14 protein-coding genes are annotated in these 18731 nt (G+C 60.8%); 4 read left to right on the top strand and 10 right to left on the bottom strand.

Annotated features, from left to right (window positions below):
* Window positions 1-7: 7 nt before the first annotated feature.
* The 3 genes from BGO89_00160 to BGO89_00170 are packed head-to-tail and all read left to right on the top strand — an operon-like array spanning window position 8 to window position 2432.
* Window positions 8-550, top strand: coding sequence for an HslU--HslV peptidase proteolytic subunit (locus BGO89_00160; GenBank protein OJX58658.1), 543 nt, complete (start codon window positions 8-10; stop codon window positions 548-550).
* Window positions 547-1896, top strand: coding sequence for an HslU--HslV peptidase ATPase subunit (locus BGO89_00165; protein ID OJX58659.1), 1350 nt, complete (start codon window positions 547-549; stop codon window positions 1894-1896). Before BGO89_00160 ends, BGO89_00165 begins: the two co-directional genes overlap by 4 nt.
* A complete protein-coding gene (locus tag BGO89_00170; GenBank protein ID OJX58660.1) occupies window positions 1896-2432 on the top strand; it encodes a hypothetical protein in 537 nt (178 codons plus the stop codon). Before BGO89_00165 ends, BGO89_00170 begins: the two co-directional genes overlap by 1 nt.
* Here BGO89_00170 and BGO89_00175 read toward each other — a convergent pair.
* The 10 genes from BGO89_00175 to BGO89_00220 all read right to left on the bottom strand — a co-directional run bounded on the left by BGO89_00175 (window position 2419) and on the right by BGO89_00220 (window position 11973).
* Window positions 2419-3717: a ribosomal protein S12 methylthiotransferase RimO gene (locus BGO89_00175; protein OJX58661.1), complete on the bottom strand. Its 1299-nt coding sequence runs from the start codon at window positions 3715-3717 to the stop codon at window positions 2419-2421. The two genes, BGO89_00170 and BGO89_00175, sit on opposite strands and share 14 nt — an antisense overlap.
* Window positions 3718-3746: 29 nt before the next feature.
* A complete protein-coding gene (locus BGO89_00180; GenBank protein ID OJX58662.1) occupies window positions 3747-4232 on the bottom strand; it encodes a pantetheine-phosphate adenylyltransferase in 486 nt (161 codons plus the stop codon).
* A 26-nt stretch (window positions 4233-4258) separates the two neighbouring features.
* Complete coding sequence (locus BGO89_00185; GenBank protein ID OJX58663.1) at window positions 4259-4819, bottom strand: 16S rRNA (guanine(966)-N(2))-methyltransferase RsmD; 561 nt, start codon at window positions 4817-4819, stop codon at window positions 4259-4261.
* A gap of 1 nt (window position 4820) precedes the next feature.
* Complete coding sequence (locus tag BGO89_00190; GenBank protein ID OJX58664.1) at window positions 4821-5684, bottom strand: hypothetical protein; 864 nt, start codon at window positions 5682-5684, stop codon at window positions 4821-4823.
* A gap of 10 nt (window positions 5685-5694) precedes the next feature.
* A complete protein-coding gene (locus tag BGO89_00195; protein ID OJX58665.1) occupies window positions 5695-6153 on the bottom strand; it encodes a hypothetical protein in 459 nt (152 codons plus the stop codon).
* Between the two features lie 37 nt (window positions 6154-6190).
* A complete protein-coding gene (locus BGO89_00200; GenBank protein ID OJX58666.1) occupies window positions 6191-7363 on the bottom strand; it encodes a molecular chaperone DnaJ in 1173 nt (390 codons plus the stop codon).
* A gap of 2 nt (window positions 7364-7365) precedes the next feature.
* On the bottom strand, window positions 7366-7899 hold the full coding sequence (locus BGO89_00205; GenBank protein ID OJX58667.1) for a nucleotide exchange factor GrpE: 534 nt from the start codon (window positions 7897-7899) through the stop codon (window positions 7366-7368).
* Between the two features lie 68 nt (window positions 7900-7967).
* Window positions 7968-9023, bottom strand: coding sequence for a heat-inducible transcription repressor HrcA (locus BGO89_00210; protein ID OJX58681.1), 1056 nt, complete (start codon window positions 9021-9023; stop codon window positions 7968-7970).
* 8 nt (window positions 9024-9031) lie between these two features.
* On the bottom strand, window positions 9032-11635 hold the full coding sequence (locus tag BGO89_00215; GenBank protein ID OJX58668.1) for a hypothetical protein: 2604 nt from the start codon (window positions 11633-11635) through the stop codon (window positions 9032-9034).
* A gap of 131 nt (window positions 11636-11766) precedes the next feature.
* Complete coding sequence (locus BGO89_00220) at window positions 11767-11973, bottom strand: hypothetical protein (GenBank protein ID OJX58669.1); 207 nt, start codon at window positions 11971-11973, stop codon at window positions 11767-11769.
* On the opposite strand from BGO89_00220, the gene BGO89_00225 reads away from it, so the two are divergent.
* Complete coding sequence (locus BGO89_00225; protein ID OJX58670.1) at window positions 11972-18679, top strand: cell surface protein SprA; 6708 nt, start codon at window positions 11972-11974, stop codon at window positions 18677-18679. The two genes, BGO89_00220 and BGO89_00225, sit on opposite strands and share 2 nt — an antisense overlap.
* Window positions 18680-18731 lie beyond the last annotated feature (52 nt).

The raw sequence follows: 18731 nt of genomic DNA on the forward strand, positions 1-18731 counted from the left end.
GTGAATCATGTCCACGTATCCCGAAGTCCACTCGACGACGGTCGTCGGCGTCATGCGTAACGGCAAGGCCGCCCTGGGCGCCGATGGTCAGGTATCCTTCGGCAACACGGTGATGAAGCACACGGCACGCAAGGTGCGCAGGCTCTACAACGACAGCGTCATGGTCGGCTTCGCAGGTGCCACAGCCGATGCCTTCACCCTCATGCAACGGTTCGAGGAGAAGCTGGAATCGCATCGCGGGAACCTCGATCGCAGCGCCATCGACCTTGCCCGCGACTGGCGTACCGACCGCTATCTGCGCCGCCTCGAAGCCATGATGATCGTGATGAATCAGTCCAAGGTCCTGCTCCTCAGCGGCACGGGTGACGTGATCGAACCCGACGACAACATCATCGCCATCGGCTCCGGCGGGCCCTATGCGCTGAGTGCGGCCAGGGCACTGGCCGCCAATACGGATCTCGACGCACGTACGATCGTGGAGAAGTCACTGCACATCGCCGCCGACATCTGCATCTACACCAATAACGTACTTACGATCGACGAACTATGAATCTCACACCGCATCAGATCGTGGCCGAACTGGACAAGTACGTCATCGGCCAGCAGGCGGCGAAGAAAGCCGTCGCCATCGCCCTCCGCAACCGCTGGCGCAGGCAACAGGTGGAAGGCGATCTCCAGCACGAGATCATGCCGAACAACATCATCATGATCGGTCCCACGGGAGTGGGGAAGACGGAGATCGCACGCCGTCTCGCACGCCTGGCCGGAGCGCCGTTCGTGAAGGTCGAGGCCACGAAGTATACGGAAGTGGGCTACGTCGGACGGGACGTGGAGACGATGATCCGCGACCTCGTCGAAGGTGCCGTCTCCATGGTCCGTACCGAACACCTCCAGACCGTCCGCGAACAGGCCACCGCAGCCGCGGAACAGCAGATCCTCGATATCCTCGTACCTCCCGTCAATACGACGATGTCCTTCGATCTTACGGGAGGGCAGACGGAGAACCAGCAGCGCGAACAGCGCGAACAGGTGCGGACGATGCTGCAGAGCGGCATGATGGACGATCGGGTGATCGAGATCGACGTCAAGGTCGACAACATGCCCGGTCTCAACGTTCTCGGACCGATCGGTCCCGAAGGCTTCGACATGAACATCGGAGAGATGCTGTCGGGCATGATGCCGAAGCGATTCAAGAAACGCAGGGTGACGATCGCCGAAGCACGCGTCATCATCGAAGAGCAGGAGGCCGAGAAGCTCGTGGACATGGAGAAGGTGACGAAGGAAGCCATCTACCGTGCGGAGAACATGGGCATCGTCTTCATCGACGAGATCGACAAGGTCGCCGTCCGCAGCGGTACCAGTGGTGGTGTGGACGTGTCGCGGGAGGGCGTGCAGCGTGATCTCCTTCCGATCGTCGAAGGATCGGCCGTGAACACGAAGTACGGTCCGGTGAAGACCGACCACATTCTTTTCATCGCTTCCGGTGCCTTCCACGTGGCCAAACCCAGCGACCTCATTCCCGAACTGCAGGGACGCTTCCCGATCAGGGTGGAACTGCAGTCGCTGACCGTCGAGGACTTCGTCGCCATCCTGACCCAGCCCGAGCACGCTCTGATCAAGCAGTACAGCGCCCTCATGCGTTCGGAAGGATATGAGCTCATCTTCGATGAAGGGGCCATCCGTGCGATCGCATCCACGGCGGCACGCGTGAACGAGGACGTCGCCAACATCGGGGCGCGTCGCCTGCATACGATCCTCACGACGTTGCTCGAGGAGACGCTCTTCCATGCGCCGGATAGTGTGGAAGGCCCGACGATTTCGATCACCGCCGACGTCGTAGGCGAGCGCCTGTCGTCGATTGTCCAGAATTCCGATCTCTCGCACTACATCCTGTGATGCTCCGGCTCATCGTCGTCGGTGCGTGTATCCTGTCCTTCGTTGCGATGGCAAGCTCAGGCATGCCGCGTCGTTGGGTGGAGAATGAGCCCCCGTCGGACCGTGATACGGTCACGATCTTCATTTCGCCGACATGTCCCGTATGCCAGCAGATGACGCCGTATCTCGACCAGTTATACACCATGTACGGCGATGCCGTCGTCTTCCGCGTCCTCGTTCCGGATGGTATGGCCGATCGTGAAGAGATCGATTCCTTCAGGGTGCGCTATGCGTGCCGGTATCGCATCGGTATCGACAGCGGCAACGTCCAGGTCGGACGCCTCGATGCCCATGTGACGCCGGAAGCCATTCTCCACCGAGGTGATTCTACGACGATACTCTATCGTGGTCGTATCAACGACCTGTACGTCGCGCTCGGACGCAGGAGACAGAAGGTACGCGCGCACGACCTGCGCGAGGCCATCGAAGCGGTCGTCAATGGTATGGCGCCAGCAGTGGGGGCCACCGAGCCCATCGGCTGCCTCATCGAGCGATAGCGGTACCGAAGAGGTCGAATTCGACGGCATCCTCGATCTCGACGTCGACGAAGGATCCTGGTGTCAGCGGACGGTCCGAACGGACGTAGACTTCGTTGTCGACTTCGGGAGCGTCCGCCTCGCTGCGGCAGCGGTATTCGCCGTTCACTTCTTCTTCGACGAGAACCCTGACGATGCTTCCGATCTTCTCCGTATTCTTCTCGAGCGAAATGTCGCGCTGCAGTTCCATGATGCGTTGCTGCCGTTCTTCCTTGACCTCCGAGGGAATGGGATCACCGAGGATGTAGGCATAGGTATCGTCTTCCTGCGAATACGTGAAGACGCCTACGCGGTCGAGACGTTGCTCCGCGATGAAGTCCATCAACTCGTCGAAATCCGCTTCCGTTTCGCTGGGATATCCCACGATGAACGTGCTTCTCAGCGTGATGTCGGGAATCTCCTGGCGGATACGGTCGAGCAGCTCTTCCGTCGCGCGGCGTGTGATGCCGCGACGCATGTTCTTCAGTACGTTACTCGATGCATGCTGCAACGGCATGTCGAGGTACGAGCATATGTTCCGCTTGTCGCGGATGACGGGGAGGATGTCGAGAGGGAACTTGGCCGGATAGGCATACATGCAACGGATCCACTCCGCGCCCGAATCGTCGGCCAGGGCCGTGAGCAGGTCGGCGAGCTTGCGGCCGCCGTAGATGTCGAGCCCGTAGTAGGTAAGGTCCTGTGCGACGAGGACGAGTTCCTTCACTCCCTGCGCCACGAGGCCCTGGGCCTGCTTGACGAGCGCTTCGACGGGAGTGCTGCGGTGATTCCCGCGCATGACGGGGATGGCGCAGAAGGAACATGGATTGTCGCAGCCTTCCGAAATCTTCATATAGGCGAAGTGTTGCGGCGTGGAGAGCACGCGTTCGCCCAGCAGTGAATACTTGAGGTCGGGAGAGATGGCCTTGATGATCGGCTCATAGGCTTCGGTACCGAAGAAGTGATCCACTTCCGGCATCTCACGGCGCAATTCGTCGCCATAGCGTTCGGAGAGACATCCCGCCACGATGAGGGTCTGAAGCCTGCCTTCGGACTTCAGCTTTCCGGCTTCGAGGATGGTATTGACGCTTTCTTCCTTGGCTGCATCGATGAAGCCGCAGGTATTGATGACGAGCGTATCGGCATCGTCAACGCTCGAGGCGAGTTCGAGGTGGTTCGCACGGAGATGTCCGGCGAGCGTTTCGCTGTCGACGGTATTCTTGCTGCAGCCGAGCGTGATGATATGGACGCGGCGCGGCTGTTCCGCCATACCGGGTTTGCGGCGATCGGGAGTGGATGTCATGGACGGGGGAACTTTTTCTTCATGCGTTCGGCCACGACGGTGGGCACGAACTCGGAAATGTCCTGGAAATAGCGTCCCAGTTCGCGGATGATACTCGAGTTCAGATACGTGTAGCGCTCGTGAGGCATGAGGAAGATGGTGGACAGTGCCGGCTCCAGCTTCCTGTTCATGAGCGCGATCTGGAATTCGTATTCGAAGTCGGTCACGGCACGAAGGCCGCGGATAATGACGTTGACGGCATTCGTCCGGGCGAAGTCGACGACCAGGCCCTGATGCAGGACGACGTCGACGTTCGTCAGGTGCTGCAGCGCTTCACGGGCCATTGCGATGCGTTCTTCCTCATCGAACAGCGGCGTCTTCTTGCTGTTCTTGGCGATGACGACGGTGACCTTGGCGAACATCGTCGCCGCACGTTCGATTACGTCGACGTGGCCATTGGTGATCGGATCGAACGATCCGGGATACATGGCGTGTTTCTGCATGGCTAGTCCCTTGAAGGACATGCAAGTTACGGCAGGGACGCTTCATAGCGAAGCACATCGACCACGGTCCGGCCCCGCTCCTTGTGCGCGAGAACCGTCCATTCCGGCGACGGAAGGATGATCTCCCTGTCCCCATGCTCGCCGACGTAGATACCGCCGGGTGTGAGGATGGCCAGCTTGAGCAGGCCGTTGGCGATGCGCGTGCAGAGTCTGTCCGCATAGGGTGGGTCGGCGAAGACGACGTCGGCGCTGCCGGGGCCGCACTGTCTAAGGAAGGATATGACGTCCGACCGCACCACGGTCGTTCGTTCGGAGAGCCCGAAGGAATCCGCAGTCTCCTGCACCAGAGCCATGACGGCAGGGGAGCTGTCGACGAAGGTACAGTGGGCGGCACCGCGGCTCAGGGCTTCGAAGCCGAGGGCGCCGCTGCCGCAGCAGAGGTCCATGATGCGCAGTCCGGCCCACATCACGTGGTGATCGAGCAGGGAGAAGATCATTTCCCGGACGGTATCGGTGGTAGGCCGCGTGGACATACCGGGAGGAGCGGACAGCGTACGTCCTTTCAGGGAGCCGGCGATGATACGCATGTCACAGCAATCCTACGACGGGGCCGAGGCGATGGGCGAGACGCAGGCAGGTCGACCTGCTCTCGTCGTCGACGGCGGCTCGGGTCGCCCTGAAGGGTGTGAACCGAAGGACGCGTCCCACGAGTTCGTCGAGCGAACGCGTGCAGTCGTCGAGTACCGACGTCGAAAGATCGTCGCCGTACAGCACGACGTCGTCGATGGCGAGGTCCATGCTGGCGCAGGCATCGAGGACGAGTTCGCGTGCCTGCACCGAGGCGTCGTAGCGTTCTTCGCGCGGGACGAAGGTCAGATGCAGGAGCTGACCGGCCGGATCGAAGACCACCGTTTCGATTGCGTCGGCACGCAGCCCGATCAGCATGGTCGTATGTCCCTGACCGACGAAGCCGGCACGTCGTGCGGCCGAGATGTCGGCGAGCAGGGAAGGGACGACGGATATGGTGGCCGCCGGACGTTCTCCGACGATGTCGTGCGCCCGTGCGATGATACGCTGCGGCACGGCGATGAGGGCATGCCATGCGGATTCGTTCACCGGGCCTGGCAGGTCGACGTCGGTGATCTGGTCATGAACGGGATCGATGACGGGTACACAGGTCGCGAGTTCGAACGCCCTGCGGAGATCTTCGGCCTCGTCGGCTTCGACGGGATAGCGATGCAGCAGGATGGAACGTGACGGAACGGCGAGCCGGATGTCGTCGGCCTCACCCATCGCATGGGCAAGGGCCCTTGCGACGTCGGCCGGAAGCGGATCGGTCGTCATGGCGATGGGAGGCAGGAGCTCCAGGGCCGTGAGTGTAGGTGCGGACTCGTCCGTCTGCCATTGTGCCACCACCGTCCGTTCGTGGTGCAGATAGAGCGCTGCGATCATGGGGTACAAGTTACTGCACGGCGAGGAACGGGCGCATCCGTTCGAACTTTTTTTCACCGATGCCGCGCACATCCATGAGTTCGTCGATGCGCCGGAACGGACGCTGCCTGCGTCGTTCGAGGATACGTTCTGCCGTGGCCTTGCCTATGCCGGGCAAGGACTGAAGGTCCGTGATCGATGCCATGTTGATGTTGACCGTACCCGATGTCCGTTTCGGTGTCGACGGTGCGGACGATGGGTGGGATCGGTCGTAAGGGCGGGGTGGTGCCGGTGGCGATGCGGCAAGGGAGTCGAGGCGTCGGGATATGTCGAGGCCACTGGCAGGCCGAACGGGGGATGGTGCGGTGCGTGGTGAGAGACGTCGTACGATCGTTCCTGCGACGAGACCACAGAGAAGGGTCAGGACGACGATCGTCTCGTTGCGCGTGGTCCCGGCATGGCGTTGCAGCAGGGAAAGAAGCCGCTTCATGGATCACTCCAGAGGAAGCGGCCTCACCATGTCGGGGTCAGGAAAACACTTCCTTCACACGTTGAAAGAAATCCTTCGCACCCTTGGATGTTCCGGGCTTGAAGTGGTCGCTCTCGGCCAGTTCCTTGAGCGTCGCCTTCTCCTTGCTGTTCAGCGATGTCGGCACATGGACGGAGAACCGCACGAGCTGGTCGCCGCGTCCGGAACTGTTCAGGTGCGGTATGCCCTTGTTGCGCATGCGCAGGATCGTACCGGGTTGCGTGCCCGCGTCGATCTTGAGCGACGATGCGCCTTCGAGCGTGGGTACTTCGACCTCTCCGCCGAGCGCTGCCTTCGGGAAGTCGACGGTGAGATCCATCACCACATCGTCCTCATGACGCTCGAAGACGTCGTGTTCCTGTTCCTCGATGACGACGACGGCATCACCTGCCGAACCACCGCGGCGGCCCGCATGACCCTTGCCCGTTACGGACAGATAGTTACCTGTGCGTACACCGGCAGGAATCGTGACCTTGACGGTCGTCTCGCCATCGACGCGGCCTTCACCGTCGCAGTCCGTGCACTTGTCCTTGATGACCTGCCCCGACCCGCCGCAGTTGGCGCAGGCCGAGATGTTCACGAACTGACCGAACATCGAGCGCGAGACCTGGCGCAGCTCGCCGGTACCGTTGCACTGGGAGCACGTGATGGGCGTGGAACCTGCCTTCGCACCGGAGCCCGTGCACGTCGTGCATGTCTTCCAGTGGCGCAGCTTGATCGTCTTGTCGACGCCCGTCGCAATTTCCTCGAGGGTGAGGGGCATGCGCACGCGGAGATCGGCACCCGGTTCGCCCATGCCGGTGCGGCGCTGTCCGCGCCCGCCACCGCCACCGAAGAACTGTTCGAAGATGCCGCCGCCCTGACCTCCGAAGATGTCGCCGAAGGCACTGAAGATGTCGTTGATGTTCGTGAAGTTGTGGAAGTCCTGACCACCACCGGCGTTGCCGCCCATGCCCGCATGACCGAAGCGGTCGTAGCGTGCGCGCTTGTCCGCATCACCCAGGACGTCGTATGCCTGGGCGGCTTCCTTGAAGCGTTCCTCGGCTTCCGCATCGCCCGGATTCCGGTCCGGATGGTATTGCATCGCAAGCTTGCGATAGCTGATCTTGATCTCTTCCTGCGTAGCTGTCCTGGTGACACCCAGCACTTCGTAGAAGTCGCGTTGCGCCATCCTTATGCATCCTTTCCGGCAGACGTGATGACCTTGGTATGGCGGATGACCTTGTCGTGGAGCTTGTATCCGCGCTGCACTTCCTGGATGACGGCTCCTTCGGGATGTACGTCGTTGGGCATGTGCATCAGGGCCTCGTGCACTTCGACGTTGAAGGGCTGTCCGACGCCTGCATCGATGGTCCGCACTCCCGCTTCCTCGAAGATGCGTACGGCCTTGTTGTAGATCATCTCCACACCGGCGCGTATGGCTTCGGCGTCCGTCGACGTCCGTGCCGCTTCGACGGCAGCGTGCAGATCGTCCAGCACGGGAAGCATCTTCGTGATGAGGTGTTCCGATGCATAGGAGATCAGCTCCTGCTCACGCAGTGTTGAGCGACGTCTGATGTTCTCCGTTTCGGCCTTGCTGCGGACGTACTGGTCCTTCCATTCCGCGATTTCGCGTTCGAGTTCGGCGATGCGGTCGTCGCCGGCCGGCATTGTCGTGCCTTCGGGGGTTTCAGATCGATCCAGCATGTCGTTGTCTTCGTGTATCATGATTCCGGGTTCCGTGGAGGTTGCTGGCCATATGACGTACGGCCGGGCATTTTATGAAGTGTGTCGGATTATCTGGAGCGCAGGGTGGAACTCAGGACGGTGCCCACGAACTGGACGAGGGAGACCATCCTGCTGTAATTCATGCGTTTCGGACCGATGAGGCCGACGCTCCCGCTGGCCGATCCCACCCGATAGGTGGTGGCGATCAGGCTGTAGTCCTGGAGCTGTTCGTTCTGCAGTTCGTTGCCGATGCGTACGGCCACGCCATCGTTCTCCTGCGCCGTTCCAAGCAGGTGGATGATGACGTCCTCGTTCTCGACGAGCTCGATCACGCTGCGCATGCGCTCGGGATCGTCGAATTCGGGATGGGTGAGCAGGTTCTGCGTGCCGGCGACGTGGATCGACGAAGGTGCCTGCAGGGACGAATCGTTGAGCCGTCCCACATGGTCCACGAAGAGCCGTATCAGCGCTCCATCCGACGAATGGGTATCGTCCAGCATGTCCGGGAACAACGCATTCAGCATACTCAGGGGGCGTCCGGCCAGGCGTTCGTTGATGGCACGTGTGATCTCGTCGAGCGAAGCATGCTCCGGCAGATGATGGGTCTCGATGGTCACGGTACGGACGATGTCCGATTCGAGTGCGACGACGACGAGAAGCCGTTCGCTGGAGAGTCTGAGCATCTCCACCTTCTGGACGATGACGTCTCCGAGCTGCGGCAGCTGGACGAGGGCGAGGTAGTGGGACAGCGAACCGAGGACTCGCGAGGCGTCGCGCAGGACGGTTTCGCGCGGACTGCCGCGGAGATTGCCGAGGACCGTTTCCGTCTCCAGCGTACTGAGCAGTTCGGAACCCATCAGGGAGTCGACGTAGAAACGGTAGCCCTTGTCCGTCGGCATGCGTCCCGCCGACGTATGGGGATGGGTGATATAGCCCATCTCCTCGAGATCGGACATGACGTTACGGATCGTTGCCGGACTCAGCGCGAACTCGCGTTCGAGATACTTCGAGACGATCCTCGATCCCACCGGCGTGGCATGCAGGATGAACAGATGGATGATCGCCCGCAGGATCATCCGCTCACGTTCGGTGAGATCCTGACGATCGCCGGACAATTGTACCACGGTAGCTGTCATGCGCTGACGACGTTGACGTAGAACGTGAGGAAGTCGATGAGATCGTATCGTGCGCTGTACATCCAGAATGTGATCCCTGCCGTGCAGAGGATCAGGAAGGCGCCGATGCCGTAGACGACGAGCGGTGGGGCGTCGAAGACGACGGCCGTGGCACGCAGCATGCGGAAGATGAACCAGCACACGATGAGGCCGATGATGACGGGAACCCACAACGACATCGCATCCGTGCTGAGCATCTTGTAGAGAGCGATGCCGATGGGCAGCAGTACGACGAGCGGCAGTGCGCTCCAGACGGCGATGGTCAGCGTATCGCGATAGTAGATGCGACCGCGCACGAACATCGCACCGACGCGCAGGATCACGGCGATGGCGAGGAGGATCAGGAGGACGACCGCCGAACAGACGAAGAGCGAAAGGGCAGGCTGCCACGCGATAGCGCGCAGGATGCCATAGGCGAGATTCGATGGCAGCAGCAGGTGCAGGAGATATTCGACGTCCGGATCGGTGCGCAGGAAGAAGACCAGGGATGCGACGACGAGGCCCAGGCAGCTCGCGATGACGGCGCCGAGGATCGTCGTCTGGATGGTGGACAGGATGCGCTGGTCACGGATGTCGGCATAGAAGTTGTACGGACGGAGGACGGCGCGCAGCACGTATTCGCGGAAGCGGCGAGATCTGTTGACGAGGAACGTCAGCACGAGGGCGAGGACGATTCCCGTCACGATGAAGACGAGTGGTGTGTCGGGCGAATAGTCGCGTGCCTGGAGGAGCGGCTCCTTCTCGTCGTTCACCAGCGATTTCAGCATGCTGTAGGAAACGCGCGGCTGTCGCCAGACGTCGACGAGTCCCGACGTACAGGTATATGCATCGTAGTGGTCGACGAGCATCGTGGGCTTCTCAAGCGTATAGTCGTTGAACGACCACACGATACAACCTGCCATGCCGCTGCTGATCGACGTCTTGTAGCAGTCCCTCAGCGACACGGCCTGGGCTTCGTTCGAGAGGGGATCGGAGAAGCCGTTCATGTTGGCCGGAGATACGACGGCACCGAAGTTCGTGAGGATGGCCGCCGTACGCACCGTGCGTTGCAGTCCCTGAAGCAGCGACTGCAGTCGTGCCCGTTCGTCGACGGTAGTGAAGCGGGCCATGATGATGTCGAAACCTCCCTCGCTCACCTTGGGCAGGCAACCCGCGGTGACGACCTTGTACAGGAGCTTGCTGCCACCGGCGCGCAACGTCTTGACGAGCTGTCCATGGAAGGCGGCGGCCGTGGCCGTGCCCTCTCCGATGCCGTCGCTCACACCGTAGGCGATCACGGCCGGATGGCTGTCCGCATAGGATACGAGACGCTCGGCGGCGTTACGCAGCCGTGCCGTCACTTCCTCGTGTTCGAGCAGGCCTTCCGGAATGTCGGCGGCCGGCAGTTCGGCGAAGACCATCAGACCGTACTTGTCGCAGAGATGCAGGAAGTAGGGATGGGGGCTGCCGTGGCGGAAGCGGACGACGTTGATGCCGAGCGTCTTCATCATCGCTACGTCCTGTTCCATCTGGCGCCACGACATCGACGGACCGAGGTTCGGATATTCCTCGACGTATTCGACACCGCTGATGATGATGTTCGAGTCGTTGAGCTGCATGCCGCGGCCGCGTTCGAGGGTCGTGATGCGAACGCTTCTGATACCTACGGGATGGGAGAACTCGTCGATGACGGAACCGTTGTGCGCAACCCTGATCGTCACCGTATAGAGTGCGGGATTGGCTGTCGACCACAGGATGGGGGACTGCAGGCCGAGCTGGAAGGACGTCGTCGTCTGCCGCGCACGTTCGGTGACCACCGTCGTCGCACCCGACGTGGCGACCACGGAACCATTCGGAGCCGTCAGGATGGCCTCGACCGTGACCGGAACCTTGTCGTTCGCCAGGGCGTCTCCGCTACCGTCCCTGTTGATCAGGCGATCGACGTTACCACCGAAGACCGTCGCGGAGACGGCGACGGATGCCGACGATCTGTTCGATGCGATGGAGACGGTCGTCTTGACGTCGTTCGTCCAGACGTGCGGTGTGCCGACGAGGAAGACTTCGCGGACGATGCCCATCGTCATCTTCTTCGACGAACGTCCGAAGGCATCGATGAGCTGGGTCTTTTCTCCCGCGGGCGATACGGCCAGTTCGATCGTATTCGTTCCGCTCGTGAGGATGCGTTCCGGGATACGTGCGGTGAAGGGAATCAGCCCGCCGGGATAGCGGAGGACGAAGCGTCCGTTGATCCGCAGCTCCACTTCGTCACTCACACCGAAGAACTGCAGTTGCCATGAATGGTTCTGCAGTGTACTGCCTTCGATGCGTACCGATCGTTTATAGACGATGCGGTTGGCGAGTTCCTCGCTGGAGGGTATCTGGGCCGTTCCTGCGGCCGAACCGTTGATCTCCCGTTGCCACGGACCGCTGAGATCGATGACGGTGCGCTTCGGAGCGGGAATCAGCGCCTGTACCTGCGCCGTACCCAGACGCTGATAGACATTGTGGTCCGCCGAATGAAGAGGAAGGACGGCACCTGCCAGAAACAGGGCCGCGCAAAGAAGGATGGTGGCGCGCGTCATGAGCTACAATAGACTGGCAACAAGTACGTACCACGCCACTATGGCGCGGTCGCTGAGAGGGCAAAATTAGACCGCACCGCCATGACGTCCAAGATGTCCGTATTCTCATATCTTTGCACTGATAGCCATTTTCAAGGAAAGACAGTATCGCTGCCCGTTGGTACGTAGTTCACATGACGTCGGTAGGTGCCGGCGTCTGTCTCGATTTTCCCTAGGGTTATGGACGCACGTACCAAGGTGATACGCCTGGTGATGATGGTCGTCGTGTGTTGTGTGGCAGCCGCTTGCACGACCATTGCTTCCGCCGAGCCATTCGTTGAGTTCGCGGCCGACAACATGCATGCCATGGGCATGCGCGTTGCCTCGTGGACGGTGCTTTCCGCCGTCGTGCCCGCGATGCGTTCCGTGGCGCCCCAGTTGAACGACGATTCCCTGAGGATCAACTCGGGCGATCCGACCAATACCGACCTCCCGTTTTTTTTTCCGCCTTCGAAGACGACCAGGCGTAGCCTTTCCCCGCAACAGCGCCGCGACCGTTCCATCCCGATTCCGAAGGGATATTCCACGGCCGGTTCCGTAGACTCCCTTCTTCGCGAAATACGTCTGCGCGAGCTGATGAACGGATACGACATCGGTGTGGACGTGCCGATTCCACTCGACCTCTACATGTCCGAGCGGCGCGACGAAATCCTGTCGGCCCTCCGCGATTCGTCCCTGATGGCTTACGAGATCAAGAAACCGCTCTCGGGCAGCGAGCTCACCAAGCTCATCGACCAGGCCACGAACATCACCATCCCGCTGCCGCCCAATCCGCTGTTCGGCATCTTCGGCAAGCCGGAGATCTCCATCAACGTGAACGGTGAGGTCAACGTCCAGGCCGGATGGCGCTGGGACACGCAACGCCTCGGTACGGCATCCGTACTCGGTCAGACCCAGTCCGCACCGATCTTCAACCAGAACATCCAGGTCAACGTATCGGGACGTATCGGCGACAAGTTCCGCATGAACGTCGACTGGAACACGCTGAACCAGTTCGAGTTCAACAACCGGTTCAAGATCGGCTACGAAGGGTACGACGACGACATCATCAAGAAGGTAGAATTCGGTAACGTCAACCTGGAGACGCAGAGCACGCTGATCGGCGGGGGACAGACACTCTTCGGCGTCCGTGCGGATTTCCAGTTCGGTCCTCTCTTCCTGAAGACCATCGCTTCGCAGCGTCGCGGTGAGCGTCGCTTCGTCAACGCACGCGGCGGTTCCGCAAAGCAGTACTTCACGGTGCGGGCCTATGACTATTCGCGGAACCACTTCTTCGTCGACACTGCCTACTTCGACGTATGGCGGGAATACTACCGCTCGCAGACACCGGTGCTGCCGCAGAATTCGTCGGCTCTCGTCATCAAGGAAATCGAAGTCTGGGAATCGACGAATGACCTGAAGGACGTCCAGGCCAACGAAGCCATCGCCATCGACGATCTTCAGCCCATCCAGTACCAGCTCGGCCAGCGCTATCCCGCGAGCGTCAAGGAACAGCGTATCCAGGTCGGCTCCGTGGAGCGCGGACGCTTCCTGCGCCTCGATCATACCCGGTACGAAGTCGACCTCAACCTCGGTACGCTCACCATCCTCAATCTCCGGAACGACCGTACCTATGCCGTGTCGTATCGTACGGAAGGGCCGTCGAGTTCACCGACGGACGACAACTACCACGGTACGCTGACGTCGACGGCGAACGAGAAGGATACGCTCATCCTCAAGCTCGTCTCGCGTCCGCAGCTCCAGCCCGGCTTCCGTCTGATCTGGAAGCGCCAGATGCGGAACCGGTACAACATCGGCATCACGAACGTGAGCTCGCAGGACGCCAAGATCGGCATGTGGTACTTCCGCAATACGAACGACTCCGCCGACGTGCTCAATGGCGCGCCGGACAAGATCGTGACCATCATGCGCATCGACCAGGTCAACAACGGTACGGGTGCGCAGCCGCCGGACGGTGTCTTCGATGCTCGCCCACCCGTCTTCAACGCGGCGCGAGGAGAGATCACCTTCCCGAGTCTCGAACCCTTCCGCGCCGGTCTCCGCGACTACTTCGCCGCGAAGGGGAATGCCCAGGTCGCCGAGCAGTACGTCTTCAACGAGATCTACGACACGACGGACCAGGCAGCCCGTCTCAATTCGGCGCGGGACCGCTTCCTCATCATCGGCGAAGCCAGCGGTACGTCGGCAGGGAACAGGATCCAGTTGGGATACAACACGGCTCCCGGCAGCGTACGTGTGACGCTCGACGGGATGCAACTGCGTGAAGGCGTCGACTACACCGTGGACTACTACACGGGCCAGCTCAACATCATGAATGCCAGGGCCTCGCTGCCCAATGCCAACCTCAACGTCGAATTCGAACAGAACGACATCTTCAATCTCACGACTCGGACCCTTGTAGGGCTTCGTGCCGACATGTTGCTGTTCAGTAAACGCAAGATGAGCGGCAGCATCGGCATGACCATGATGAACTACGACCAGGCCGCCGTCATCGACCGCGTGCAGCCTGGCCAGGAGCCGAATGCGAACTTCATGATCGGATTCGATACGAAGTTCAACGCCGAGCTTCCATGGCTGACCCGTGCCCTCGACGCACTTCCGATCTACGACACCAAGGAGAAGTCGCTCTTCACCGTCACCGGCGAATGGGCCATGGTGGCACCCGATCCCAACAAGCGCATCTCGACGATCTGTTCGGACAACAGCAAGGCCGTGGCATATCTCGACGACTTCGAGAGCGCCCGACGCTATCTCTCCTTCGGTCTCACACCGTCGGTGTGGAGCCATTCCTCGGCCTTCGAGGACAAGACGCTCTGGGATGCCGATACGACGGCCGCCTACTATCGTGGCCGCTCCTTCTGGTATCAGAAGTTCGTGCCGGACGTGCCCCAGGCAGACGTCTATCCGAACCGTGCACGCATCACCGGCCGCAGCAACATCAATCCCATCCGCCTCGTCTTCGATCCGGATCATCGCGGTATCTACAACAGGAATGCGCAGTTCCTCGACGCCGCGAATCCGCGGTGGAACGACGCCGACAGTCTCCAGGTACGTGCAGGCGTCCAGCAGTTCCAGGCCGAGAACCGCAACCGCGTATGGGGCGGTATGATGCGCCTGCTCTCCGCCTTCAACACCAACTTCGACAACGACAACATCGACTACATCGAGATCATGATGCACATCGACGCCTACGAGCCTGGCTCGAAGATGTACATCGATCTCGGTCAGGTCTCCGAAGACGTCATCCCCAATCAGCGCCTCAATACGGAAGACCGCTCGCCGCCGAACAACCTCATCGACGTCGGTGAAGACCGCGGTATCGATACGTTGTTCAACGCCGACGAACGCCTCGAATATCCGGATCCTCTCAACCGCGAGACCGACCCGGCGCGTGACGATTACTTCTTCAACTTCTCGGGCAACAGGGCGGACCAGCAGGAGGGCGACTTCGTCCGGTACAACAACTTCGAAGGCAATGCCACGCAGTCCGAACTCGGCCAGTTCCCCGACACGGAAATCCTGAACAAGAACAATGGTCAGACCATTTCACTCGACAATTCCTACTTCCGGTACGAAATCAAGCTCGATCCGAATGCTGCGACCAATCCGCAGATCGTCGGTGGTAATCCCGACAAGGGCTGGTACCTGTTCCGTATTCCCGTCAGACGCCCCGATACCATCGTAGGCAATCCGCTCTACACCAACATACAGTACGTCCGTATCGCATTCCGTGGCGGCCTTACCAAGGTCTCCATCGCCGACTGGGGCCTGGTGGGATCGTACTGGCTGCGCAACCACAACCTGCAACCTGGCCTCCAGCCCGGCGACAGCACGATCCAGGTGGCGTACGTCAGCCGTGAGGAGAACAGCAACGCGCCGGACTACTATACGATGCCGCCGTGCGTGACGCCGCCGCGGCAGTTGCAGAATCCGGACCCTACGCAGGATATCTTCACCAACGAGCAGTCGCTCGTCGTCCGTACGCGCAACCTGCGATACGGCGAAGAACGCATGGCCGTACGTCTGTATCGTCCGCAGGACCTCTTCTTCTACAAGGAGATGGCCTTCTTCATCCACGGCGATCAGACCATGCCCGACAAGGTGACGCCCGGCTCGACGCCTCCGGCCTATGCCTTCGTGCGATTCGGCGTCGATTCGGCCAACTACTACGAATACCGCCGCCCGCTCCTTCGCGGATGGCAGGACCTGCGCATCATCATGGCAGATCTCACGGCCATCAAGGAAACCCGCGACCGTTCCCGTACGCTGGAACGACAGGAGTTCCCGGTACCGAACGATCCCGAGGCCATCTTCGCCATCAAGGGCAGTCCGATCCTCACGCGCGTCCAGTTCGTGGGCTTCGGTATCGCCAATCCCGCGGAACGCTTCCCGAACGAACTCACGACGTCGATGTGGGTCGACGAGCTCCGCCTCGTCGATCCGACGAGCACGAGCGATTGGGCCGCCATCGCGAGCACCAATCTCAAGCTCGCTGATCTCGGCGAGATCACGGCCTCGCTCAATCATACGGCACCCAACTTCCACCGTCTCGAAGAGCGCTTCGGGAACCGGAGCAACGTGACGAGCTGGAACGTGAACATGACGGCCGGGCTCGAGAAGTTCCTTCCGAAGGATCTCAAGGACACGAAGATTCCGATCATGTATTCGCATACGGAATTCGCGGAATCGCCGTTGTATCAGGCGCAGAACGACGTGGATCTCGAACGTGCCGCCGAGGCCGCACGACTCGATACGCTGTCGAAGGGCGCTACGCCGGAAGTGGCGTCGAGCGTTGCCGACCAGGTCCGTTCGCGCTCGCAGACCGTCCGCGTGCAGGACCAGTGGGCCCTCACGGGACTGCGTCTCGGCATTCCCGTGAAGAACTGGCTCATCGACGATACCTTCAACAAACTGACGTTCAACTTCTCCTATGCGCAGGAATTCCAGCGCAGCCAGGTGGTGCAGCAGCGGTTCGAATGGAGATGGCGCTTCAAGGTCGACTATGCCGTCACGATTCCGTCGAAGTACGACCTCAAGCCGCTGAGCTTCCTCGACGGCATCTTCGGACTGAAGGCATACAAGGACATGAAGATCAATCTTCTGCCCTCCAACATCAATGCCAGCCTGAACATGACGCGCTCACGCATCACGGAGCAGTCGCGCTTCCTCGACTTCCCGAGTCCCATCGTGCGCGAGTTCACGGCCGAGAAGATGTTCGGCTTCAACTGGAAGCTCGTGGAGAACGGCTTCCTCAGCCCCATCATCGACTACAAGTACGTGGCGATGGGAACGCTCGTACCGTACGAACTCGATGCCAACGGACGTCAGCGGACGGGAAGCGACCTGGCGTCGCAACTGTTCCTGAACGACGGAACCCTGATCAACCTCGGCAGGGACAACAACGTCAACCAGACCGTCACGATCTCCCTGCGTCCGCGCCTGCCCGACATCCTCGGTCTGAACCGTTTCATCGAAACGACGGGCTCGTACAACGTGACGTACCTGTGGTTCGATCCTCTGCAGCCCGATCCGCGGCAGCGCGACCTCGTGCGTACGGCCAAGTACAACGCCACGTTCCGGCTCAGCCCGGTCTTCAGATGGCGTCAGTTCGGTAACGAGATCTTCGGCCAGCCCTCGTCGAAGACGTCGTCGGGTGCGCTCGGCACGGCGGGAGCGATCCTTCAGGAAGTGCTCTTCGGCTTCGAGAACCTGACCTTCCTGTTCAGCGTCACCAACAACGCATCCAACAACGGCGTACTCGGAGGTCCGGGCCTCACGAACCTCTTCGCACGTACGCTGACGTTCCGCGACAACGATCCGATGTGGGGTCCCAGCACGGCCTATCAGCTCGGCCTCGTGAGCAATCCGCATGGCGGCATCTCCATCGAACCCAGCTCGGCCTTTCCGTTCTTCAAGTTCTCGACGAGCCCCGGCTTGCGTCCGGCCAACGGCGTGATGCAGGACGACTTCTCGCAGACGGCCCGCATCCAGCTTCAGACGAGCCGGCCGCTCTGGCCCGGCGCCACGCTCGACCTGACGATGAAGTCGGACATGGGCTATTCCCGCAACCAGCGCGTGATCACCGATGCGAACGGCGTTCCGACGTTCACGAACGTCAACCAGCGTCAGACGCTCGACCGGTCCTTCATCAGCATTCCGTCGTGGTTCGTCTTCAGTGCCTTCAACGACAACATCGAACAGGTCATCAAGCTCTACAACCAGCGCAAGGCCGTCATCGAAGCGGCGCCCGACAGCACGATGCGCAACCAGCGTCTGCTCGACGCCCTGGCCCTGTCCTTCCGCGAAGGCTTCGAATCGCTGCAACTGTTCTCCGGCGAGCTGGCCCGCATCATGCCCGGTGTGAACTGGGCACTGCGATGGGACGGTATCGAGAAGTTCGGCCCGTTCAAGGGCATCGCACAGCGGATCTTCCTCGAACACTCGTACCAGTCGAACTACCAGGAAAACGCACGCATCAACGACAATGGCCGGATCATCGAAGTGCAGCAGGTGAAGAGCGGCTTCCAGCCGTTGCTCGGTGTGACCATGAACTTCGACGAGAAGGCGCTGAAGGGGACGTTGACGGCGACCGTGCGATACAACACGACGACGGCGCACTCGTTGAACGGATCGGCGCGGGCCACCATCTCGCGGGAAACGCAGAACGAGCTCCAGATCCAGGCCTCCTACCTGCGCAGGGGAGTCTCGCTCAAGTTCCTCGGCATCGACCTGCAGAACGACATGGAGTTCTCCTTCCTCACGCAGTTGCGGCAGAGCAAGCAGGCCCAGTTCGACGTTCTCGACTACAAGCCCGACGGAGCGACCGTCCAGGGCACGACGCAGATCACCATCGAGCCGCGGGCGCGGTATACGATCAGCAATCGCGTCACGGCCTCCGCCTTCGTCCGGTACGAAGGAACCTTCAGCGAAGGGGCGGCCAATCCGGGCTTCAGCACGACCCAGATCGGGTTCGATGTACGGCTTTCCATCTCGGGCGGTCGATAGATAGCGTGAAACCCTTGTGAAACGGGGCTTCCCGTTACCTCCCGCATTCTTA

This window comes from Candidatus Kapaibacterium thiocyanatum, assembly GCA_001899175.1.
In the GTDB taxonomy this organism is placed as follows: domain Bacteria; phylum Bacteroidota; class Ignavibacteria; order Kapaibacteriales; family Kapaibacteriaceae; genus Kapaibacterium; species Kapaibacterium thiocyanatum.

Coding starts and splice junctions, on each gene's coding strand:
- BGO89_00190 (OJX58664.1), bottom strand. CDS start 5,684: ATGATCGCAGCGCTCTATCTGCACCACGAACGGACGGTGGTGGCACAA.
- BGO89_00160 (OJX58658.1), top strand. CDS start 8: ATGTCCACGTATCCCGAAGTCCACTCGACGACGGTCGTCGGCGTCATG.
- BGO89_00220 (OJX58669.1), bottom strand. CDS start 11,973: ATGTTGTCGGCCGCGAACTCAACGAATGGCTCGGCGGAAGCAATGGTC.
- BGO89_00175 (OJX58661.1), bottom strand. CDS start 3,717: ATGGCGGAACAGCCGCGCCGCGTCCATATCATCACGCTCGGCTGCAGC.
- BGO89_00185 (OJX58663.1), bottom strand. CDS start 4,819: ATGCGTATCATCGCCGGCTCCCTGAAAGGACGTACGCTGTCCGCTCCT.
- BGO89_00225 (OJX58670.1), top strand. CDS start 11,972: ATGCATGCCATGGGCATGCGCGTTGCCTCGTGGACGGTGCTTTCCGCC.
- BGO89_00205 (OJX58667.1), bottom strand. CDS start 7,899: ATGATACACGAAGACAACGACATGCTGGATCGATCTGAAACCCCCGAA.
- BGO89_00200 (OJX58666.1), bottom strand. CDS start 7,363: ATGGCGCAACGCGACTTCTACGAAGTGCTGGGTGTCACCAGGACAGCT.
- BGO89_00215 (OJX58668.1), bottom strand. CDS start 11,635: ATGACGCGCGCCACCATCCTTCTTTGCGCGGCCCTGTTTCTGGCAGGT.
- BGO89_00180 (OJX58662.1), bottom strand. CDS start 4,232: ATGCAGAAACACGCCATGTATCCCGGATCGTTCGATCCGATCACCAAT.
- BGO89_00195 (OJX58665.1), bottom strand. CDS start 6,153: ATGAAGCGGCTTCTTTCCCTGCTGCAACGCCATGCCGGGACCACGCGC.
- BGO89_00170 (OJX58660.1), top strand. CDS start 1,896: ATGCTCCGGCTCATCGTCGTCGGTGCGTGTATCCTGTCCTTCGTTGCG.
- BGO89_00165 (OJX58659.1), top strand. CDS start 547: ATGAATCTCACACCGCATCAGATCGTGGCCGAACTGGACAAGTACGTC.